The organism is Planotetraspora phitsanulokensis, from assembly GCF_016863295.1.
Lineage (GTDB): Bacteria > Actinomycetota > Actinomycetes > Streptosporangiales > Streptosporangiaceae > Planotetraspora > Planotetraspora phitsanulokensis.
Genome location: NZ_BOOP01000009.1, coordinates 58,401 through 78,149, shown reverse-complemented (window position 1 = coordinate 78,149; position 19,749 = coordinate 58,401). Strand labels below are relative to the sequence as shown.

At 70.3% G+C, this 19,749-nt stretch carries 21 protein-coding genes; 7 read left to right on the top strand and 14 right to left on the bottom strand.

Translation table 11 applies throughout. The annotated features are described in order from the left end of the window. Positions 1 to 84: 84 nt before the first annotated feature. Both Pph01_RS12285 and Pph01_RS12280 read right to left on the bottom strand, forming a co-directional pair. Complete coding sequence (locus Pph01_RS12285; protein WP_239116636.1) at positions 85 to 957, bottom strand: D-alanyl-D-alanine carboxypeptidase family protein; 873 nt, start codon at positions 955 to 957, stop codon at positions 85 to 87. 60 nt (positions 958 to 1,017) lie between these two features. Further along, the gene (locus tag Pph01_RS12280; RefSeq protein WP_239116635.1) at positions 1,018 to 1,794 is read right to left on the bottom strand and encodes an alpha/beta fold hydrolase; all 777 of its coding nucleotides are present in this window, start codon (positions 1,792 to 1,794) and stop codon (positions 1,018 to 1,020) included. 83 nt (positions 1,795 to 1,877) lie between these two features. Here Pph01_RS12280 and Pph01_RS12275 point away from each other — a divergent pair, with 83 nt between their 5' ends. Beyond that, entirely contained in the window at positions 1,878 to 2,444 is a 567-nt protein-coding gene (locus Pph01_RS12275) for a TetR/AcrR family transcriptional regulator (protein ID WP_204073178.1), read from the top strand. Positions 2,445 to 2,503: 59 nt separating this feature from the next. Here Pph01_RS12275 and Pph01_RS12270 read toward each other — a convergent pair whose 3' ends face one another. Continuing rightward, the gene (locus tag Pph01_RS12270) at positions 2,504 to 2,854 is read right to left on the bottom strand and encodes a YciI family protein (protein WP_204073177.1); all 351 of its coding nucleotides are present in this window, start codon (positions 2,852 to 2,854) and stop codon (positions 2,504 to 2,506) included. Between the two features lie 140 nt (positions 2,855 to 2,994). Between Pph01_RS12270 and Pph01_RS12265 the strand changes: the two genes are divergently transcribed. Then, positions 2,995 to 3,489, top strand: coding sequence for a hypothetical protein (locus Pph01_RS12265; protein WP_204073176.1), 495 nt, complete (start codon positions 2,995 to 2,997; stop codon positions 3,487 to 3,489). 14 nt (positions 3,490 to 3,503) lie between these two features. Here the strand turns inward: Pph01_RS12265 and Pph01_RS12260 are convergent, their stop codons facing one another. Genes Pph01_RS12260 through Pph01_RS12235 form a run of 6 tightly spaced genes read right to left on the bottom strand, consistent with a single transcriptional unit; the run spans position 3,504 to position 8,322 of the window. After that, positions 3,504 to 4,250: a copper homeostasis protein CutC gene (locus tag Pph01_RS12260; RefSeq protein WP_204073175.1), complete on the bottom strand. Its 747-nt coding sequence runs from the start codon at positions 4,248 to 4,250 to the stop codon at positions 3,504 to 3,506. Continuing rightward, positions 4,247 to 5,209, bottom strand: a complete 963-nt coding sequence (locus Pph01_RS12255) for an asparaginase (RefSeq protein WP_204073174.1) — start codon at positions 5,207 to 5,209, stop codon at positions 4,247 to 4,249. The genes Pph01_RS12260 and Pph01_RS12255 overlap by 4 nt, the downstream gene beginning before the upstream one ends. Continuing rightward, on the bottom strand, positions 5,202 to 6,011 hold the full coding sequence (locus tag Pph01_RS12250; protein WP_204073173.1) for an amino acid ABC transporter permease: 810 nt from the start codon (positions 6,009 to 6,011) through the stop codon (positions 5,202 to 5,204). The genes Pph01_RS12255 and Pph01_RS12250 overlap by 8 nt, the downstream gene beginning before the upstream one ends. Further along, positions 6,008 to 6,652 (bottom strand): amino acid ABC transporter permease, encoded by a 645-nt coding sequence (locus Pph01_RS12245; protein WP_204073172.1) that lies wholly within the window; start codon positions 6,650 to 6,652, stop codon positions 6,008 to 6,010. The genes Pph01_RS12250 and Pph01_RS12245 overlap by 4 nt, the downstream gene beginning before the upstream one ends. Continuing rightward, positions 6,652 to 7,572, bottom strand: a complete 921-nt coding sequence (locus Pph01_RS12240; protein ID WP_204073171.1) for a glutamate ABC transporter substrate-binding protein — start codon at positions 7,570 to 7,572, stop codon at positions 6,652 to 6,654. Before Pph01_RS12240 ends, Pph01_RS12245 begins: the two co-directional genes overlap by 1 nt. Before the next feature lie 21 nt (positions 7,573 to 7,593). Then, positions 7,594 to 8,322 (bottom strand): amino acid ABC transporter ATP-binding protein, encoded by a 729-nt coding sequence (locus Pph01_RS12235; protein WP_204073170.1) that lies wholly within the window; start codon positions 8,320 to 8,322, stop codon positions 7,594 to 7,596. Positions 8,323 to 8,450: 128 nt separating this feature from the next. Between Pph01_RS12235 and Pph01_RS12230 the strand changes: the two genes are divergently transcribed. Next, a complete protein-coding gene (locus tag Pph01_RS12230; protein ID WP_204073169.1) occupies positions 8,451 to 9,569 on the top strand; it encodes an ROK family transcriptional regulator in 1,119 nt (372 codons plus the stop codon). A gap of 20 nt (positions 9,570 to 9,589) precedes the next feature. On the opposite strand, the gene Pph01_RS12225 is transcribed toward Pph01_RS12230, so the two are convergent. Next, a complete protein-coding gene (locus Pph01_RS12225; protein ID WP_204073168.1) occupies positions 9,590 to 10,693 on the bottom strand; it encodes a Gfo/Idh/MocA family protein in 1,104 nt (367 codons plus the stop codon). Then, positions 10,690 to 11,493 (bottom strand): sugar phosphate isomerase/epimerase family protein, encoded by an 804-nt coding sequence (locus tag Pph01_RS12220; protein WP_204073167.1) that lies wholly within the window; start codon positions 11,491 to 11,493, stop codon positions 10,690 to 10,692. Before Pph01_RS12220 ends, Pph01_RS12225 begins: the two co-directional genes overlap by 4 nt. 721 nt (positions 11,494 to 12,214) lie before the next feature. Here Pph01_RS12220 and Pph01_RS12215 point away from each other — a divergent pair. Continuing rightward, positions 12,215 to 14,335: an HNH endonuclease signature motif containing protein gene (locus Pph01_RS12215; protein WP_204073166.1), complete on the top strand. Its 2,121-nt coding sequence runs from the start codon at positions 12,215 to 12,217 to the stop codon at positions 14,333 to 14,335. A 296-nt stretch (positions 14,336 to 14,631) separates the two neighbouring features. Here Pph01_RS12215 and Pph01_RS12210 read toward each other — a convergent pair whose 3' ends face one another. Further along, positions 14,632 to 14,790 (bottom strand): hypothetical protein, encoded by a 159-nt coding sequence (locus tag Pph01_RS12210; protein WP_204073165.1) that lies wholly within the window; start codon positions 14,788 to 14,790, stop codon positions 14,632 to 14,634. A gap of 40 nt (positions 14,791 to 14,830) precedes the next feature. Here Pph01_RS12210 and Pph01_RS12205 point away from each other — a divergent pair, with 40 nt between their 5' ends. Beyond that, the gene (locus Pph01_RS12205; protein WP_204073164.1) at positions 14,831 to 15,808 is read left to right on the top strand and encodes a hypothetical protein; all 978 of its coding nucleotides are present in this window, start codon (positions 14,831 to 14,833) and stop codon (positions 15,806 to 15,808) included. 295 nt (positions 15,809 to 16,103) lie between these two features. On the opposite strand, the gene Pph01_RS12200 is transcribed toward Pph01_RS12205, so the two are convergent. Beyond that, positions 16,104 to 16,331: a hypothetical protein gene (locus tag Pph01_RS12200; protein ID WP_204073163.1), complete on the bottom strand. Its 228-nt coding sequence runs from the start codon at positions 16,329 to 16,331 to the stop codon at positions 16,104 to 16,106. A gap of 161 nt (positions 16,332 to 16,492) precedes the next feature. Then, entirely contained in the window at positions 16,493 to 17,566 is a 1,074-nt protein-coding gene (locus tag Pph01_RS12195; protein WP_204073162.1) for an acyl-CoA dehydrogenase family protein, read from the bottom strand. A gap of 50 nt (positions 17,567 to 17,616) precedes the next feature. Here Pph01_RS12195 and Pph01_RS12190 point away from each other — a divergent pair, with 50 nt between their 5' ends. Together Pph01_RS12190 and Pph01_RS12185 are read left to right on the top strand one after the other, a co-directional pair. After that, the gene (locus tag Pph01_RS12190; RefSeq protein WP_204073161.1) at positions 17,617 to 18,780 is read left to right on the top strand and encodes an acyl-CoA dehydrogenase family protein; all 1,164 of its coding nucleotides are present in this window, start codon (positions 17,617 to 17,619) and stop codon (positions 18,778 to 18,780) included. 73 nt (positions 18,781 to 18,853) lie between these two features. Further along, positions 18,854 to 19,741 (top strand): IclR family transcriptional regulator, encoded by an 888-nt coding sequence (locus tag Pph01_RS12185; RefSeq protein WP_204073160.1) that lies wholly within the window; start codon positions 18,854 to 18,856, stop codon positions 19,739 to 19,741. Positions 19,742 to 19,749 lie beyond the last annotated feature (8 nt).

The following is a 19,749-nucleotide window of genomic DNA, read 5'->3' as shown; positions in this document are numbered from 1 at the left end:
GCTAGCCGCCGGGCGCCGATCTCAAGGTGCGCACGATGACGCACATGCCCGACGGCTCGCCAGTCTGGCAGCCGGTGTACGGCCCTACGCGGCGGGGTTGCGCTGGGGCGCCGGATTGTCCGCCGCCCAGTCCAGGAGGGACTCGGCGGTGCTGAAGCGCCTGCTGGAGACGTCCTCGCCGAGGATGACGCCGATCAGCCGATGTCCCTGGCGGTCGGCCGCGAACGTCAGGCAGAAGCCCGCGGCCTGGGTGAAGCCGGTCTTGACACCCAGGGCGCCCGGCAGGTCGAGCATCTCGTTGGTGTTGGTCCACGTGTGCGCGCCGTGCGTCGCGGTCGCGCCGATGCTGTACCGCTGGGTGGAGGTCACCTTCGCGAACGTCTTGTCGCGCAGCGCCGCCGCGGCCAGCCGGGCCTGGTCCTGCGCGGTGGAGTAGCCGTCGCCGCCCGGCATCGGGAGCCCGTCGGGGTTGACGTAGTGGGTGTCCTTCAGCCCGAGCTGGCGGGCGGTGTCGTTCATCTTGGCGACGAACCCGTCGACGCCGGGGCCGTAGGTGCGGGCCATCGCGTGCGCGGCGTCCGCGCCGGACGGCAGCAGCAGGCCGTAGAGCAGGTCCTTGATCTGGACGCGGTCGCCGGGCTCGAGGTCGGCGCTCGTGCCGCCGTTGTCGTTGGCATACCGCACGTCGGCGGCGGTGATCGTGACGGTGTCCGTCAGCTTGGCCTGCTTGAGGACGACGTAGGCCGTCATCACCTTGGTGAGGCTGGCGATCGGCATGCGCCGGGCGCCGGCGTCGTCCAGCCGTACCGCCCCTGTGGAGGCGTCGAGCAGATAGGTGGCCCGCCCGTAGACCGGGGGAGCGTCGACCGTGCGGACGTGGGCGGCAGCGGCCGGCGCCTGTGCGGACTGGGCCAGCGCCGGGACGGAGAACCCGGTGGACAGGCCAAGAACGGCCATGCACACGACCGGGATTAGTTTCCTTGTATGCATGCATTTGAGGCTGCCATGACATTAACGTCACTTCTGACCATATTCGGGTAAAAATATGGCGTTTTGACGAACGGGTGGAGCCTCCGCGAAGGAAGTGACTGGCGGGATGGGAGCGACGGTCTGAGCGGCGTTTTCCACGAGGTGGGCGATCCCGGCGGGGTCGGCGAGCGCGCTCAGGTGACTCCGGCCCGGCAGATGAGTGAGACTGCCGTGCGCGCACGCCCGGAGGAACTCCTGTTCGTCGATGCGGAACGGATCGCGGGAGCCGTTCACCAGCCAGACCCGCCCGGGGTAGGCCGCGAGCGAGGCCACAGGATCCTCGGCGGCGACGGCCTCCACGACCGACGGCACCACTTCACAGGCGAGGCCGCCGGCGGTGAACGCCTCCGCCGTCGGTCCCGGAAGCGTTCTGCGGAAGCCGTACGCACTCAGGCGCCCGGCCAGTGAAGGGCCGCGTGCGGCGAGCCGGCCGGCCAGGCGGTAGATCATGGCGCATCTCCCCGTGGGCTTCGCCGTGCAGCCCATCGCCACCAGACCGGCGACGAGGTCGGGATGCCGCGCGGCGGTGGCGATGCCGACGTAACCGCCGAGGGAGAACCCCGCGACGAGCGCCCGTCCCCCGAGCTCCGCGATGCGGTCCGCGACCACCGCGCAGGCGGCCTCCATGTCGTACGGCAGGCCGCGCAGGGAACCGTGCCCCGGCAGGTCCGGTGCGGCGGACGGGCCGGCGAGATGGGACCTGACCGGGCCCCACATGGTGCCGCTGACCCGGATCCCGTGGATGAAGACGATCGGCAGTGCCACGGCTCCTCCTCGAATGCAACGCAACGGTGCGTGGTGTTTTCCTTAGAGTACGACGCAACGTTGCGTTGTACTACGCTTCCGGCATGGCTCCTCGCAAGAAGCGGCAGATCTTGGACGCGACGCTCGAACTGCTCGCGGAGAAGGGGTACGAGGGCCTCACGATCGAGGGCGTGGCCGGGCGATCCGAGGTGAACAAGACCACGATCTACCGCTGGTGGCCGTCCAAGGCCGCCCTACTTGGTGCGGCGCTCGTCGAGGCCGAGGTGCTCGACTTCGACGCGCCGGACACCGGCAGCCTCGACGGGGATCTCCGCCGCCTGGTCGAGGGCGTCGCCCGGCTGCTCACGGTCCCTCCGGCGTCCGACATCGCCGTCGCCGCGCTGGGCGCCGCCGTGCATGATCCCGCCCTGGCCGAGGCGGCGAAGGGCTTCTTCGCCGACCGCTTCGCCCGGGAGCTGCCGATCTTCGAGCGGGCCCGCGCGCGGGGGGAGATCGACGCTTCGGCCGATCCCATGATGATCGTCGACCTGCTCGCGGGCGCCGTATGGCTGCGGGTCGTGTTCCGGCAGCTGCCTCTGGACCGGGACTTCGCCGACCGGACGGTGGCCCTGGTCCTTCATGGCGTACGGCCGGCGGGGAATGTCGCATAGGCCCGCCCCCTCATGGGGTTTCGCCTGACCGGCGCCGCGTGAACTCCGGTTTTCGCGCCTCAGGCCTCGTCCCGGAACGGCCGCACCTCGATCGGGAGGAGGCCGATCGCCTGAGCGAGCCTGCCGCCCCACTCGAGCGCCGCGTCGAGGTCGGGTGCCGAGATGATCGTGAACCCTCCGAGGTGTTCCTTGCCCTCGGCGTACGGGCCGTCGGTCATGAGCACGGAGCCGTCCTTGACCCGCAGCACGGTCGCGGTGCTCGGCGAGTGCAGACCGCCGGTGAAGACCCACACGCCGGCGGCCCTCATCTCCTGGTGCAGAGCGTCGAGGTTCCGCGCGATCGGCTCCAGGACCTCGGGCCCGGGCACGTCTCCGTCGGGCTCGATCACACTGAGAAGGTACTGCGGCATCGGGTGTTCCTTTCGTTCGTGGCCGAACGTGGGGTCGTCCGGCCTCCCACCCTCTAGACGAACGGCCTCCGGCGGGATCGACACCACCCGGTGAGTCTGTCCCGCTATCGCAGGGACGTACAGCCGCGATGATTGGCGTCGTGAACGAAATGTCGGGAGCGCGGCCGTGGAGTCGGTACGCCCTCACGGTCGCCGGCCTCGCTGTGATGTTCGGCGGGGGAATCTGGCTCAGGGACGTCTCCGACCCTCCCGCGCACGTCTGGAACGCCGGGATCGCGGCGGTCGGGGGTTACGCGGTCGCCCACCCGCTTGCCGCCCTCGGGTACGCCGCCAGTGGGATTCGGCTGCTGACCGCTCCGATCGTCCTGTTCCTCTTGAGGGAACTCCGGAGGACCCGGCCGCTGCGGCAATACCTGGCTTACTGCCTCACCCTGCTCGGCATCGCGGCGGTGACGGCGGTGACGGTGGCTCTCACGATTCCCGGCGACGACCCCCCGACCGGTTTCCTCGACTACGCCGCCCTTGGAGTGCTCCTCGCGACCGCGCTCCCAGGTGCGGGCGGGCTCATCCACGTCCTGTACGCCTGGCGCGCGGATCGCAAGGCCGGCGTCCGCGAAGCGGAGCCTGCGACGTGACCCGGTGCGGACGGCTAGCGCGCTGACGCGGCGATCACCTGGGACACCAGCCCGGGCGAGGTGACCTGGCGGACGTACTCGGGCCTGCGCAGCTCCCCGCCCATGAACGGGTACGGGTTGCGGTGGACGGCGGGGCTCTCCTCGTCGACCAGGGCGGCGAAGTGGATCTCCTTCGCCCCGGTGGACTCGACCACGCGGCCCACGTTGCGGGGCGTGATGCCGCCCCCGGGCATGATGATCAGGCGGTCGCCGGCCCGCTCGACCAGTGACGCGATCAGCGGCGCTCCTTCGAGGGCCGAGCTGTCCTGCCCCGAGGTGAGCACCCGGTCGACGCCCAGCTCCGCCAGCGTCTCCAGCGCGGCGAACGGGTCGGCGGCCATGTCGAAGGCGCGGTGGAAGGTGACGGAGAGCCCTTCGGCCGCCGCGATGAGCCGCTTGGCGACGTCGGTGTCCACCTCGCCGGACGGAGTGAGCGCGCCGATAACCACGCCGTGCGCTCCGGCCTCCCGCACTGTGGCCACGTCGCGCTCCATGGCGGCGATCTCGTACTCGTCGAAGACGAAGTCGCCGCCCCGGGGCCGGATGATGACGTGGACCCGGATCGACGAGACCGCCGCGAGGGTCGCCTCCACCGCGCCGAGGGTCGGGGTCAGACCACCGTCGAAGAGCGCCGAGCAGAGCTCGACCCGGTGCGCGCCGGCGCGTTCGGCCGCGAGCGCGCCCGCCGTGCTGTCGATGCAGATCTCGTACGTGAGACTCATGATTCCCCCAAAGCGTGGATCTCGCCGACCGGGGATCCCCCGCCCAGCACAGGAACAGTGGCGAACTCCGCGGCCGGCGCGACGTCGCCGCCCGCCGCCCGCAGCGTCGCCAGAGCGATGGCGGTCGTGGCCCGCGGGCTCCCGTCGATGACCTTGACCGCCGCCGCGTGCCCTGAGGCGAGGGCGACGACGAGCACCCCTTCGGCCCCGCCCTTCGCCACCGCGCCCGGAAGGGCCTGCATCAGCGTGGTGTTCACATGGCCGGTCCCGCCGACGTACTCGGGGTGCTCGCGCATCGCGTCGGCGACCGCGCGCGGCGCCGTGCCCGGCGCGGCGAGCACCAGGCCCTGTACGGCTCGCGCCAGCCCCTCCAGCGAGATGCCGAACAGCGGCGCGCCGCAGCCGTCGACGGCGACGTGGGCCGCCTTCTCTCCCGACAACTCCTCGACGACGTCGCGGACCCGCCGCTGCACGGGATGGCCGGCGTCGAGATAGGAGTCGACGGCCCAGCCGTTCACCGCCGCCGCGGCCAGCATCGCCGCGTGCTTGCCCGAGCAGTTCATCCGCTCGCGGGAGGCCCCCAGGCCGTCCCGGATCAGCGCGTGCCGGGTGGCCTCGTCCTCCGGCCAGTCGGCGGGGCAGCCCAGGGCGTCGAATCCGAGCCCGGCCTCGGCCAGCATCTCGGCGACCAGCCGTACGTGCGAGTCCTCACCCGTGTGGCTTCCGGCCGCGATCGCCAGGCGCGGGCCGTGCAGGTCGGCGCCGGACAGGAGGCAGGCGAGCGCCTGGAACGGCTTTGCGGACGAGCGGGGCAACACCGGCGCGGCGACCCGGCCGCGCGCGACGGCGGTGCGGCCGTCGGGCGTGAGCGCGACGGCGCTGCCGAAGTGCACGCTCTCCACGAACCCCGAACGCACGACCTCGGCGAGTGGAACGTATTCAGACACGGGCTCAGGCACTGGCGGTCCTCCTTCGCGGCTGGCGCGCCTCGAGAGTGCGGGCCAGTTTGGACAGCGACGCGTTGACCACCAGGTAGACCAGCGCGACGACGATGTAGGTCTGGATGAGCAGGCCGTTGTAGTTCGCCAGCACCTTGCCGCTGTAGAGCAGCTCGGCGTAGCTGACGACGAAGCCGAGCGAGGTGTCCTTCAGCAGCCCGACCGACTGGCTGACGATCGAGGGCAGTACGCGCCGGGCCGCCTGCGGCAGCACGATCAGGCGCATGGTCTGCCCGTGCGTCAGCCCGACCGCGAGCCCGGCCTCGCTCTGGCCTCGCTCGATGGACAGGATTCCCGCCCGGAAGACCTCCGCGAACAACGAGGCGTTCGAGACGGTCAGCGGCACCACGAGCTTCCAGAACAGCGGCAGGTCGAGGCCGTACCGGGGCAGCGCGAACAGCACGACGTAGACCAGCACCAGCACGGGGATCGTCCGCACGGCCTCCACGTAGGCCGCCGACGGCATCCGGACCCACCGCCGCCGCGACAGCCGTCCGAGTGCGAGCGCCAGGCCCCCCGCCATCGAGAGCGCGGCCGACACGACCGCCGCGAGCACGGTGGACCACAGCCCGCCGAGCAGGTAGCGCCACATCGGCCAGGTCGCGTACGGCTGCCAGCGGTCGGCCGTGAGCTGGCCGTTGTCGGCGAACTGCCGTACGGCAAGGGCCACCAGGCCGAGCACGACGACCGCTCCCGCGATGGTCGCGATCCTGATCCTGCGGCGAGCCCGCGGGCCGGGCTCGTCGAACAGCAGGTTGCTCACCGGACCACCGCCAGTCGACGTTCGAGCCGCCCGGTCACGAAGCCGGCGCAGGCCGCGATGAGGGCGTAGGCCAGGCCGGCGCCCACGAAGATCGGAATGGGCTGGGCCTCCAGGAGATTGACCCGGTTGGCGGCCGCCGTCAGTTCGACGACGCCGACCGCGGCCGCGAGCGAGGTGTTCATCGTCAGGGCGATGAAGATGTTCCCGATCGGCTGGATGACCGTCCGCAACGCCTGGGGCAGCACCACGTGGCGCAGGGACTGGGAGAAGTTCAGGCCGAGCGCACGCGCCGCCTCGCCCTGACCTGAGGAGACCGCGTTGACGCCGGAGCGCAGGGCCTCGGCGATGTAGGCGCCCTCATAGAGCGCGATGACGATGGTGGCCGTGGCCTGCAGGCCGGCCTGCAGGCCGATCTCCGGCAGACCGAAGACCGCGAGCACCAGCAGGACGAGGAGGGGCAGGTTCTGCAGGGTCTCCACGTAGGCCGTCCCGATCCCGCGCAGAACGGGGACCGGGCTGACCCGCATGGCGGCGATCACCAGACCCATGACCGCGGCGCCGGCGAACGACGCCGCGGTCAGCTGGAGGGTCACGATCAGCCCCTGCCAGAACTCGGGCAGGTGATCGAGTAACGGGGACATCAGGAACCCGGGACCGATCCGATCTGCGGCGGGGTCGGGGCCTCACCCTGCACGACCGTGCCGAGGGAGCCCTTCCAGATCTGCTGCCAGACGCCCTGGCCCTGGATCTTCGTGAGCCAGTCGTTGACGAACTTCTTGAACTGGTCGTCGCCGTGCTTCAGGCCGATGCCGTACGGGTCGGTCGTGAACGGCGAGCCGACGACCTGGATCGACGGGTCCTTCTGCGCGTCGGCGACGAGGAGGGTCTCGTCCTGGACGTAGGCGACGCCGCGGTCCTGCTTGAGCGCCTGGACGCACTCGGGGTCGCTGCCGAACGTCACGATGTTCGCCTGCGGCGCGATCTGCTTGATGGCCGGGATGGCGGGGGTGTTCGCACCGGCGATGACGGTCTTGCCGTTCAGGTCCTCGGGCTTGGCGATCCCCGTCGTGCCCTTCTTCACCGCGATGGTGAGGCCCGAGGAGTAGTACGGCCCGGCGAAGGCGACCTGCTCGGCCCGCTCCGGAGTGATCGTGTACGTCTGGAAGACGACGTCGACGGTGCCGTTGCTGAGCAGCGCCTCACGCGTCTCGGACGCCGCGTTGACGATCTTCACCTTGGGCTGGCCGATGATGTACTTCGCCAGGGCCTTGCCCATGTCCGCGTCGAAGCCCTCGACCTCGCCGGTCGTCGGGTTCTGCTGGGACAGCAGCGGCGCGTCGAGCGAACCGCCGACGATCAGCTCGCCGCGCTGCTTGATCTTCTCCATCGTCGAGCCGGGCAGGATGTCGGCGGCCGCGGCCACCGGAGCCTGCGCGATCACGCTGTTGTCCTTGGGCTGGCCCGGCACGGCCGAGCTCGTGGAATCCGTTCCGGAACAGGCCGCCGAAAGGCCGACCATCGACACGGCGGCGACAGCGGCCACCCGCCTAATGGACACCATCGGGCCCACCATCCTTTGCGATCAGTGAGTGAGTACCTTGGCCAGGAAGTTCCTGGCCCGGTCCGTCGTGGGAGATTCGAAGAACGCGTTGGGCTCCGCCGTCTCCACGATCTGGCCGTCGTCCATGAACACGACCCGGTCGGCGGCTCTGCGGGCGAAGCCCATCTCGTGGGTGACGACGACCATCGTCATGCCGTCGGCCGCGAGCTGGACCATGACGTCGAGGACCTCGCCGACCATCTCGGGGTCGAGGGCCGAGGTCGGCTCGTCGAAGAGCATCACCTTGGGCCTCATGGCGAGTGCCCTGGCGATGGCCGCCCGCTGCTGCTGCCCGCCGGAAAGCTGCGCGGGCATCTTGCCGGCCTGCTCGGCGATCCCGACGCGGGCCAGCAGGTCCCGGGCGGTCTTCTCCGCTTCGGCACGGCTGGCGCCGCGCACCTTCATGGGCGCGAGCATGATGTTGTCCAGCACGGTCTTGTGCTGGAAGAGGTTGAACGACTGGAAGACCATGCCGACGTCGGCCCTGAGGCGGGCCAGGTCGCGGCCTTCCACAGGGGCGGGCACGCCGTCGATCAGGATCTCGCCCGAACCGGCCGACTCCAACCGGTTGAGGCAGCGGCACAGTGTGGACTTGCCGGACCCCGACGGGCCGATCACCACGACGACCTCACCTTGGGCCACGTGGAGATCGATGTCGCGCAACACGTGGTGATCACCGAACCACTTGTTGAGCCCTTGAACTCGAATCATCGCCATCTTCTTTCGAAATCGAAGATAAAGCGGACCGTAATGGATGATTCCGGCGTAGGTCAACGTGTTGCCGTACAAAGTTAACCCGTGGTATTCCTCTGTCCATGTCAGGCAAAGAGAGATTGCTGGTGCGAGGTGCGCAAGGCGATCTCCTGCGGCTCATCGCCGGCGGTCATGCCGAGTCACGAGCCGAGTTGGCCCGTCTCTCCGGCCTGGCGGCGTCGAGCGTCTCCCTGCGCGTCGAGGAGCTCATCGGGAGCGGTCTCCTCGTCGAAGAGGGATCGGCCAGTTCACGCGGCGGGCGGCGGCCGAGACGGCTGCGCGTCAGCCCCACCGCCGGTCTGCTGGCGGTGGCCGACCTCGGAGGACGCCACGCGAGGCTCGGGCTGCTCGACCTCAGCGGCACTCCACTGGTCGTCGAGGAGCTTCCCTGCGACATAGCCCTGGGGCCCGAGGCGACGCTGAACTGGATAGCGGCCTCGTTCGACGCCCTGCTGGCGGCCCACGGACCGGCCGGCGTCCCCCTGCGCGGGATCGCCGCCGGACTCCCCGGGCCCGTCGACCCCGCCAGCGGCCGCGTCGTGTCACCCTCACGCATGCCCGGGTGGAACAACTTCCCCGTGGCCGAGCACCTCGGCGCGCACTTCGACCTGCCGGTGCTCGTCGAGAACGACGCCAACCTGCTGGCCGTCGGAGAGGCCCGCGCCTGGCCGGGCTGCGAGACCGTGATGGTGCTGAAGGCCGGCAGCGGCATCGGCTGCGGCGTGATCGTCAACGGGGTTCTGCACCGGGGGCGAGGCGCGGCCGGCGACATCAGCCACGTCCGCGTCAGGACGGATTCGTCGGTCACGTGCTCGTGCGGCCACCTCGACTGCCTCGAGGCGTACGCGAGCGGCGCCGCGCTGATGAGCGTTCTCGCCGAGCAGGGGATCGCCGTGGAGCGGCCCTCCGACATCGTCGCCATGGTCGACGACGGCATACCGGAGGCGACCGCCCTGGTGATGAACGCCGGCCGCCTCATCGGCGAGGTGCTCACCGTCCTGGTGAACTTCATCAACCCCGACGCGATCGTGGTCGGGGGCAGCCTGTCGAAGGCGGAGCCGCTCATCTCGGCCATCCGTGCCGCGGTGTACGAGCGATGCCTGCCCCTCGCCACCCGTGACCTTGAGATCGCCGTGACGCGCTCGGGTCCCGACGCCGCGCTGCTCGGCGCCGGCACCCTGCTCCTGGACGCCGTACTGAGCTGACCGTCCGGTGTTCCGGCCGATCAGCCGAGTGTCGGCGCGTACGGATCCCACGTTTCCGGCAGCGAGTCCGTCGGAAGGACCTCGGTGCGGACGGGCCGGAACTCGCCACGCTCCGCGGATTCGATGATCGCCGTCATCGTCTCCAGGACGTGGAGCGCGAGCGCCCCCGAAGCCCGGTGCGGCGTGCCGGCACGGAGGGCGCGCGCCATGTCGAGCACGCCCAGCCCCCGGCCGGCGGTGGTTCCCTCGACCGGCAGCTCACGCCATTCGTCGTCGCGGGCGCCTCGAACGAGCAGCGGGCCCACGAAGGTGTTGGGGTCGGGCACCGACAAGGTGCCCTCGGTGCCGGTGATCTCGATCATCGTCCGGCGTAAGGGGGAGTCGAAACTGAAGGTCGACGAGGCCGTGGGACCTTCGGCGAAGTCGATCAGCGCGGTGACGTGGGTCGGCACCTCCACCTCGAAGCTCGTGCCCGCCTTGGGCCCCGAGCCGATCACGCGATGCGTCCCGGTCCGCCGGGTGGTGGCCGCGACCTGGGAGGCGGGGCCGAGCAGCGCGACCAGCGCGGTCAGGTAGTAGGGCCCGATGTCGAACAGCGGCCCCGCGCCGCGCTGGTAGAGGAACTCGGGGCTCGGATGCCACGACTCGGGACCCAGGTTCTGCATCATCGTGGTCGCGGCGATCGGCGTGCCGATGACGCCGGCGCGCAGCGCGCGGACGGCCGACTGGATGCCCGCACCCAGGAAGGTGTCGGGCGCGTTGCCGACGCGGAGCCCCCGGGCGTTCGCCTCGGCCAGCAGCTTCTCGCCCTCGGCGAGGTCGAGCGTCAGCGGCTTCTCGCCGTACACGTGCTTGCCCGCTCGCAGGGCCGCCATCGCGACGGAGGCGTGGGCGGCGGGGACGGTGAGGTTGACGACGATCTCCACCTCGGGGAGCGCGAGGACGGTGTCCACGTCGCCGGACACCGGCACGTCGTACTCGCGGGCCGCGGCGGCGGCCCGGCCCGTGTCGAGGTCGGCGACGCCCAGCACGCGGGTGTCGGGGAAATCTGTGAGATGGCGGAGGTAGTGGCTGCTGATCACTCCGGCGCCGACGACGGCGACGCCCACCGGCCCGCTCTTCACTCCGCCTCCAGCGTGGTCAGGTAGGAGGGGTCCGCCTCCAGCGCGGTCAGGTAGGTGGGGTCCGCCTCCAGCGCGCTCAGGTAGGTGTGGCTCGCGGCCAGGGCGTCGACGATGTCGGTCGCGCAGCTGTCGAGCTCGACGATCCGCCAGGCGTCCGGCCGGGCGGCGAGGATCTCGGGCACCGGCATCACGCCGGCGCCCACGGCGGTGTGCGGCTCGTCCTTGACGCCGGGGCCGTCCTTGACGTGCAGCGCCGCGACCCGGTCGCCGAGACGGCCGAGCAGGCCGGGCACGTCGGCGCCGCCCACGGCGGCCCAGTACGTGTCGACCTCCAGGAAGACCTCCGGGGGGAGCATCTCGGCCAGCACCTCCAGGGCGTGCCGGCCGTCGACGCGCGGCTCGATCTCCCACCAGTGGTTGTGGTACCCGAGCCGCATGCCGTACGGCTTCGCATGCTCGGCCAGGCCGCTCAGCAGGTCGGCGGTGCGGGCCAGGCCGTCCCGGGTGGTGAACTCCTCGTGCGCGATGCCGCCCGGGATGACGACCATCTCGGCGCCGATGGTGGCGATCGCGTCGAGCACGGCCGCCGACTCCTGCGCGAGCAGAGCGTAGGCGTGCGTGCACGGCACGGCCAGCCCCAGGTCGTCAGTGATCTGCCGGAAGCCCTTCGGGTCCTCGGTCGGGTCGAACGGTTCGACCGCGTCGTAGCCGATCTCGGCGATCCGGCTCAGCACGCCGCCGCGGTCGGCCGCGAGCCGTTCCCTGACGGTGTAGAGCTGGACGCCCAGTGGTCTGCTCATCGCTTCATCGCTCCTGTTCCGTGTCGAGCCGCTCGTCGTCTGTCACACCGGTCGGGGAGAGAGGTCCTCGACGAGGTGGGGGACGTCGTCGTCGATCAGCTCTGCCGCCTTCGATTCAACCCCAAAGATCGTCCGAAATGGAGTTCCAGGACGGGGCGATATTGGTGGTTTGGTCAGATTTCTCCCGGCGGTGCGTGGCTCTCGGGGATCGAGGTGCGGGTCCGCTGCGGCTGTGGCTGCAGAGGCCGCGGTGCGTCGCGGCTGCGGTGTGTCGCGCTGGGTTGTGGCTGTGACGCGCTGGGGTGCGGCTGCGGTGCGGTGTGCCTTGTCGCTCGCTTGACTGGCGACCACGTGCCCGGCATCTCAGTGTGCTCACTGAGCATCCGGCCAGACAGGCACGCGCACGCCCTGAGCCCGAAGGCGAGCACACCCCGTCCCACGGCATGCATTCCACGGCCCAGCCCCCATGCCGTGCAGGTCCACTCCCCGGCCCGGGTGTGCAGAGCCTCATGCCCAGGCCCTATGGCGTGCAGAGCCTCGAGCCAGGCTCCATGTCAGCCCCTGGCGTCCGAATCCATGGCTACCTGGGGTGCTGGCTTGCGCGCCTCGTGTCTGGTAGCCCGATTTTCTGGCATATTCGGCGATATTTCTAATGGTCATTCTTTCGAAGGGCGCTGTCGGGCGGGGAGTTTTTGTCGGTGGCGGTTGATAATTTCGTGGGGTGTTTGTTGAGCGGCAGTTGATTCCCTCCGGTCTGGCTGAAACGGTGCCCGGACCGGAGTCGGCTGCCGTTTTGCATGGGCTGGACCTGGGCCGGTTGAGCGGCTATGACGCCGTGCTCGTGTTGCAGGCGTATGCGCAGCTGGAGAGCTACGTTCAGGCCCGGAAGGCCGAGGTGATGGCCGAGGTGGGGCTGTACCAGCCGTCGCCGGGTGATATGGAGAAAATGGCCACGCCGGATAAGTATTCGGCTGACGAGGTCCGCGCAGCACTTACTCTGACGCGTCGTGCGGCAGAGTACGAATATTGGTTTTCATATTTCCTGGCGACCCGATTTCGCCCGGTGCGTGATGCGCTTTCGTCCGGACGGATCGACAAGGCGCGGGCCAGAGTCTTCTGCGACTGGCTGGAGGATGCGCCCGATCAGGTGGCGGACGCGGTGGTCGCTGCACTGTTGCCGAAGGCCGGCGGGTGGACGACCAGCCAATTGAAGGACAAGATCAAACGACTGTTGCTGGCCGCCGATCCGGAGTGGGCGCGACGCAGGTATGAGCGTGCCGTGCAGCGGCGCCGGGTGGAGGGCACGCGTCACGACGACGGGACGGTGACCATCACCGGGCAGCAGTTGCCGGTGGATCAGGCGGCTGCGGCGATCTGCCGGGTGAACGCGATCGCGCAGAAGGCCAAGCGGGCGGGCCTGGGCAGCCCGATCGACCACATCCGGGCCGACGTGTTCCTCGGTCTGCTCGATGGGGAGCTGTCCGGCCTGGACGACGATGAGATCATCGCGGCGCTGCTTCATGCCGCCAAGGAGGCCGCCCAAGGCGATGAGGACGACTACGACGACCAGCTTTCCGCCGGGACCTCCGCCCACGCCCATGCTGATGCCGAAAGCGCCGACGCCGACGTCGATCCCAGTCCCGACCCCAGTTCTGATGGCGATGTCGACCCCGATACCGACGGTGACCCCGATACCGACGGTGACCCTGATACCGACGGCGACTCTGGTCCCGTGGGCGACGCCCCGGGTCCCGATGGCGGTGGACCTTGCGATGGGGCGGGCGTCACGTCCCTAGTCGGCACGTCCCGGGTCGGTGCGGTGGGGGAGGTGCGGGTCCGGGTCTCTACGCTCTTCCACTTGGACGACTTCCCTGGTGAGCTGGCCGGATGGGGACCGATCCCCGCTCACCTGGCTCGCCGCTTGGTGAAACGGCAGATCTGCGGGGAGTGGCGTTTCGCCGTATGTGACGACGACGGCGGGCTTCTGTACGCCGGGATAACCCGGCGCCGCCCCGCAGGTTGGCCCCGTCCACCGGGTCGGCCTGGTGAACCAGGCAGGTCAGGCAGTGGGGGCGGACCGTCGAGTCGCAACGGGATCGTGGAGTTGCAGATCCCGCTGGCCCAGTTGCGCGAATGGCAGGCCGACCTGCCCGGGCTCGAAGGCTGGGCGGCTGTCGTCACCGATGTCGTCCGGCAGTTGGACGCCGCACGCGTACCGGTAGTAGAGGCGCCGGGCTCTGCCGGTGCCGATGTCGGTCGTGATGCCGACGTCGGCGGTGGTGCTGAGGCGCGGCGGCGTTTCGCCACTGCTGGACTACGGCGGTGGGTGCAGATCCGCGACCGAGTGTGCACGGCTCCCGGTTGCCGCGCGCCCGCGAGCAGGTCGGAACTCGATCACATCGATCAATACAGCCATGGCGGGCTCACCACCGCGCGCAATCTCGAAGCGGCCTGCTCCCATGATCACGATCTACGTGATCACGGCTGGCGGGTCGTCCAGCCGGAGCCGGGTCAGGTGATCTGGGTCAGCCGGACCGGGCATCGTTATCCGGCACGCACTCCACCGATCATCGAACCCTTCCCGCCGCAGGTCTCGACCTGGCAGGACACCTCGAACGTCCAGACGGGCATCGACGATTTCACCGTCACCGATGAGATCGCCCTTGATGCGTCGGTGTATCTGCTCTCACGTTGGGAGGGCAGCCCCATCTGGTTGGAACCGGCGTACGTCGAACGGGCAGCAGAGGGGCCAATCGATTCGGCGGCTGGGCCGGGGCGGCGGCCTCACGAGCCGCCCGGCAGACCGCCTCCCGATCCCACAGCCGATGATCCGCCTTTCTGACGTCCGAGAAACGTCCGAGGAAGTTTGACATCGGAGAGTCCGGCGAGCGGGCGGGCGCGAGGTGGGGAAGCCCGGCGGTCAAGGCGAGGTGTCGACGTATGCCGGACACAGCCGTATGTTGCGTGCGCATGAGTCGGCGATCGAGAGTCTGTACGTGATGGGAGCGGCCGCGCACTCTTGTCGCGAGGCGAGGCGAGGCGAGGCGAGGCGAAGCGAGGCGCGGCTCGGCGATGGGCGGCGAGGACGCGGATCGGTGTGCGGCGGCGCGGGAACCGGGAGCGATCAGGGATCGAGGGTCATCGCACCATGAAGGAGAGGGGCCCCGGCGTGCGCGAGGAAAGCTCCGAAGACACACCCACGGGCACGCGTTCGGGCTCGGGCACGGGCACGCGTTCGGGCTCGGGCTCGGGCACGCGTTCGGGCTCGGGCTCGGGCACGGGCACGCGTTCGCGCACGGGCACACGCTCGCGCCGTCTGGGCAGGTGGGCTGCGCGCTTGGCGCCCCTGATCGGCTTGCTGGGAGGAGTGGCGGCCCTGATCTGGGCCTCTTACGGCGATCAGGGTATCCACGCCGCGCCGTCGCCGGCGATCGCACTGGACGCCCGATATTCAGGGGTCTTCTCGTGCGAACTGGACTGCGTCACCTGGAGCGGGACAGAGCGCCTCACCTTCGCGCTCGCGTCGGACGCCGAAGTCCTGGCCGACGCCCTCACGTCGGAGCTCGGCCGGAGCAACTGGGGGCTGGAGCGGTCGTTCGTTCGTCCGGACGCCCTCGATCGTGTCGAGTTGCAGTTCACCCGGCAGACGACGACCGCCGAGATACCCCTGCCCAGCGTGTGGCCGCCCACGGTCTCGCACCGGATCACCGTCACGCCGCTCGTGCAACCCCAGGGCTACTTCAGTCTCCGCGAGGCCGACCTCGCGAAGGAGAGCCTGGGCTGGTTGTCGAACGAGCAGCGAGAATGGCTGACCCGCAAGGGCTCGCTCGAGGTGTACCTCGGCCTTGACCCGGCCTCGTCTCTCGTTCTCCGGTATCCGGTCTTCGCCGTCACGGCGACGACGCCGTCGTCCGACGGTCATGCCATCGCGCAGGGGAGGGGAGAACGTGTCATCGGTCTCGGCGATCCGGACCTGCTCGAAGACGGTGGCGTCGTGGTGGATGTCCTGGCGCGCAAGTTCCGGCAGCAACAACTCGCCGCCGTCGTGACGGCAGGCCCCCTGGTGTGGGTGCTGACCGTCGTCCTGGCCATGCTGCTGATCGTCGTCGGCATCTACAAGGAGAGGCTGACGGCCCGGCTCGGCGGCCTCCTGCCATGGGGGCGCGCCGCGGACAAGGACGCGCCCCCGGAATCCGCACCGGCTCAACCCGCGTCTCCTCAACCCCTGTCTCCTCAACCCGTGCCGCCGGAGGAAAAACGGAACGGCGAGACGCGCAAGCGCAGGAGGAGGAACAACAGGAAAGCAGGCAGGTGACCCGCCCGGACCGCGGCATGCGACCCGGAGGGACCTTTGGGAGCCTGGCGGCCTGATCCGCATGGTGATCATGGTCGTCCGCGGACGCGAACACCGTGGCCAGGACCCATGCGAAGGAAAGCGAGCAGGAACGCCGGGGGGTCCACCGGAGGCGCCGAAGACACGCTGGTCTAACGAGAACGACAGCCACAGGGCGGGGCGTTCTCTGAGGCGATCGCCTCCGTACTCGATGATCGGCTGTCCGCGTCTCCCGGACGCCGATCATGTGTTCCGCGCACTGCCGTGCGCGGAGGTATCAGAGCTTGACGAGCTTGGCGTACGGCGCGGTGATCCGCTCCTGCCGTGACCCGAAGTCGACGAGGACGGCGGCTCCCTCTTCGACACCGACGACCACGCCGAGGCCGTAACGATCGTGACTCACCCGGTCGTCCACGCTGTACTCCTCGAGCGGTGGCGCGGGGGGCGGGGGCTTGAAGGGACTCGTGGGCAGATGGCGCCGGGGCGCCCCGCTTGCTGACTTCATTCTCCTGAGTATGTCCTGTCCCGGAGACCGCTCGCGACGTATTGCCGCAGGTTAGGGGAACAGCAACGTTACAAATTCATCGCGCGACGGGTGATCCGCATGGCCTCGGCGAGGCGAATCGGCGGCCGGAAGCCCGGCGGACGTGGGGGTGTGTCAGACCGTCAGCGTCCGAGCACGATCGGGGCGAGCCGGGACCGGTGCCAGGCGGCGTCGCCGAACAACTTGGCGGCGGAGTGTGCCCGCTTGAAGTACAGATGCGCCTCGTGCTCCCAGGTGAAGCCGATGCCGCCGTGCAACTGGATGGTCTCGGCGGCCACCGCAGAGAACGCTTCGGCGCAGTAGGCCTGGGCGGTCGCGGCCCGCACCGCCAGGTCCGGGGCGTCGCCGGTGAGGGCGTGGGCGGCGTCGTAGCTCACCGAGCGGGCGGATTCGACCAGGACGTAGAGGTCGGCCAGCCGGTGCCTGACCGCCTGGAAGGACCCGATGGGCCGCCCGAACTGCTCTCTGGTCTTCACGTGGGCCAGCGTCATCTCCAGGCAACGTCCGGCGCCGCCGAGTTGCTCGGCGCTGAGCGCGGTCGCGGCCACGGCGATGAGCCGTTCGAGGACCCGACGCCCGTCGGCGCAGATCAGCCGTACGGGGGCCGAGTCGAAGGTCACGCGTGCCTGAAGCCTCGTCTGATCGAGCGTGGCCAGCGGCTCGACCCGCACGGCCGGAGGGGACGGCTCGGCGAGGCAGACCGCGAGGCCGCCCTCCCGCGTTCGGGCGGGCACGACGAACAGGTCCGCGCGTGCGCCGTCGAGCACGTGATCCTTCACTCCCGTCAGCCTGCCGTCCTCCACGCGGGCCTGGATCGCGGCCGGATCCCAGGTGCCGTTCTCCGCCCAGGCCAGGGCCGCGACACGGCTGCCGTCGGCCAGGCCGGGCAGCGGCTCCGTCGCGCCGCACGCGAGCAGGGCCTCGGTGGCGAGGACCGCCGAGCCGAGGTACGGCACCGGGTTGAGCGCGCGGCCCAGTTCCTCGCACACCACGTGGGTCTCCACCGCCGTGCAGCCCGCCCCGCCGTACGCCTCGGGAACGGCGAGTCCGAAGGCGCCGACCTGCTCAGCGAGCAGCCGCCACGCGGTCTCGTCGTAGCCGGGTTCGGCGTCCGGCCCGGGCCGGGACTGGGGGTTGCGCTCGAGGAGGGCGCGCACGGTGCGGCGCAGCTCCTCCTGCTCGTCGGTCGTGATCACGGCGACCCCAAGACCTTATGTGCCTAACAACTGTTTGGTAGATTAGCAGCGTGAAGCGCGGCGAGTCGTTCCGGCGCGACGTGCGGGCCTGGCTCGAGGACAGCCTGACGGGCGCGTTCGCACAGGCGCGCGGGCTCGGAGGGCCGGGCCGCGAGCACGAGGCGTTCGACGTCCGGCTCGCCTGGGAGCGGCACATGGCCGCGGCCGGCTGGACGTGCCTCGGCTGGCCCGAGCGGTACGGCGGGCGCGGCGCGAGCGTCGAGGAACAGGTCGTCTTCCACGAGGAGTACGCGCTCGCGCGGGCGCCGGCCCGGGTGAACCACATCGGCGAGAATCTGCTCGGCCCGACGATCATCGCGTTCGGCACGGATGAGCAGCGCCACCGTTTCCTGCCGCCGATCGTGGCGGTCGAGGAGCTGTGGTGCCAGGGCTACTCCGAACCCGGCGCGGGCTCCGACCTGGCCAACGTGCGGACCCGCGCGGAGCTCGACGGCGGGCGGTGGCGGATCGACGGCCAGAAGGTGTGGACCTCCCTGGCCGCGCAGGCCGACTGGTGTTTCGCCGTCTGCCGCACGGAGCCCGGATCGGCCCGCCACCACGGACTGTCCTACCTGCTGGTGCCGATGCGGCAGGACGGGGTCGAGGTCAGGCCGATCGTCCAGATGACCGGGACGAGCGAGTTCAGCGAGGTCTTCTTCGACGGGGCCGTGACCGACGCCGCGAACATCGTGGGCGCGCCCGGCGACGGCTGGCGGATCGCCATGGCCACGCTCGGCTTCGAGCGCGGGGTGGCCACCCTCGGGCAGCAGGTGGGCTTCCGCGCGGAGCTGGAGGCCGTCATCGCGCTGGCCCGCAGGACCGGGGCCGCCGACGACCCGTTGCTGCGCGACCGGCTCGTCCGCTCCTGGATCGGCCTGGAGGTCATGCGGCTCAACGCGGTCCGCACGATGGCGGGCGTCGCGGCGGGTGCGCCGGGTCCCGAGTCGTCCATCTCCAAGCTCGTGTGGGGCACCTGGCACCGGGAGCTGGGGGAACTGGCCATGGACGTGCTCGGTGTGGCCGGAATGATCGCCGACGGCCGGCCGTACGACCTGAGCGACGTGCAGCGGCTCTACCTGTTTTCCCGGGCCGACACCATCTACGCCGGCACCAACGAGATCCAGCGCGACGTCATCGCCGAGCGTGTGCTCGGCCTGCCCCGGGAGGCCCGGTGAACCGGCCCTTCCCTCGGGCGCATGCCGTTGCTAGATTCCACGGCAAGAATTCATTTCAGTTTCGGGAGGTTCGATGACCGCCCTCAGCGCCGAGCCCGAACCGACGCCCGCACGACCGGAGCTGCCGCTCTCGATGGTCGAGCGGATGACACTGATCATGGATGCCTTCGCCGGCCGCTCCACCCGCCTCACCCTGGAGGACGTGGCCCGCTCCACCCACCTGCCGCGCTCGACCGCGCATCGGATCCTCGACCAGCTCGTACGGCTGGACTGGCTCGACCACACGTCCTTCGGATACAGCCTGGGACGGCGCGCGCTCGGGCTGGGCGGCAGGAACGGAAGCCACGGAGAGGTCCGCGAGGCGGCCGCGCCGCTCCTGCACGACCTCCAGATCAAGACCGGGATGGTCGTCCACCTGGCGGTGCTCGACGGGTCCGACGTCTTCTACCTGGACAAGGTCGGCGGGCGGTTCGCCCTGTCGGTGCCCTCCCGCGTGGGCGGCCGGGCCCCCGCGCACTCGACGGCGCTGGGCAAGGCGATCCTCGCGTGGCTGGAGCCCGAGCAGGTCGAGGCGCTGGTCGGCCGATCCATCAGCAGGCTGACCAGCCGCACGATCGGGGACATCGGCACCCTGCACCAGGAGCTCAACCGGATCCGGCAGCGCCGGGGGCTGGCCTTCGAACGGGGAGAGTGCTTCCCGAACATCGCCTGCGTCGCGGCGGCGATCCGCGGTCCCGAAGGGCCGGTGGCGAGCATCTCCCTGGTGGGCGACGCCCGCATGCCGCTGGAGAAGGTCGCGCCCCTCGTGGCCGACGCCGCACGGCAGGCCTCGCTGGCCTACTTCCCCGACCTCGAGTCGCCGCGGCGGGCCCGCCGGGCCAGGCGGGCGCCGGACCGGACGTGGTCCTCCGAGAGCATGAACCGCTTCCTCACCGTCGGCCAGGACGGCGACTGGCTCTGACCCTCCGG

What these genes read in the sequence shown, in the direction of transcription:
- Pph01_RS12285 (WP_239116636.1), bottom strand. Translation starts at nt 957, where the DNA reads ATGGCCGTTCTTGGCCTGTCCACCGGGTTCTCCGTCCCGGCGCTGGCC.
- Pph01_RS12275 (WP_204073178.1), top strand. Translation starts at nt 1,878, where the DNA reads ATGGCTCCTCGCAAGAAGCGGCAGATCTTGGACGCGACGCTCGAACTG.
- Pph01_RS12270 (WP_204073177.1), bottom strand. Translation starts at nt 2,854, where the DNA reads ATGCCGCAGTACCTTCTCAGTGTGATCGAGCCCGACGGAGACGTGCCC.
- Pph01_RS12260 (WP_204073175.1), bottom strand. Translation starts at nt 4,250, where the DNA reads ATGAGTCTCACGTACGAGATCTGCATCGACAGCACGGCGGGCGCGCTC.
- Pph01_RS12245 (WP_204073172.1), bottom strand. Translation starts at nt 6,652, where the DNA reads ATGTCCCCGTTACTCGATCACCTGCCCGAGTTCTGGCAGGGGCTGATC.
- Pph01_RS12240 (WP_204073171.1), bottom strand. Translation starts at nt 7,572, where the DNA reads ATGGTGTCCATTAGGCGGGTGGCCGCTGTCGCCGCCGTGTCGATGGTC.
- Pph01_RS12235 (WP_204073170.1), bottom strand. Translation starts at nt 8,322, where the DNA reads ATGATTCGAGTTCAAGGGCTCAACAAGTGGTTCGGTGATCACCACGTG.
- Pph01_RS12220 (WP_204073167.1), bottom strand. Translation starts at nt 11,493, where the DNA reads ATGAGCAGACCACTGGGCGTCCAGCTCTACACCGTCAGGGAACGGCTC.
- Pph01_RS12200 (WP_204073163.1), bottom strand. Translation starts at nt 16,331, where the DNA reads ATGAAGTCAGCAAGCGGGGCGCCCCGGCGCCATCTGCCCACGAGTCCC.
- Pph01_RS12185 (WP_204073160.1), top strand. Translation starts at nt 18,854, where the DNA reads ATGACCGCCCTCAGCGCCGAGCCCGAACCGACGCCCGCACGACCGGAG.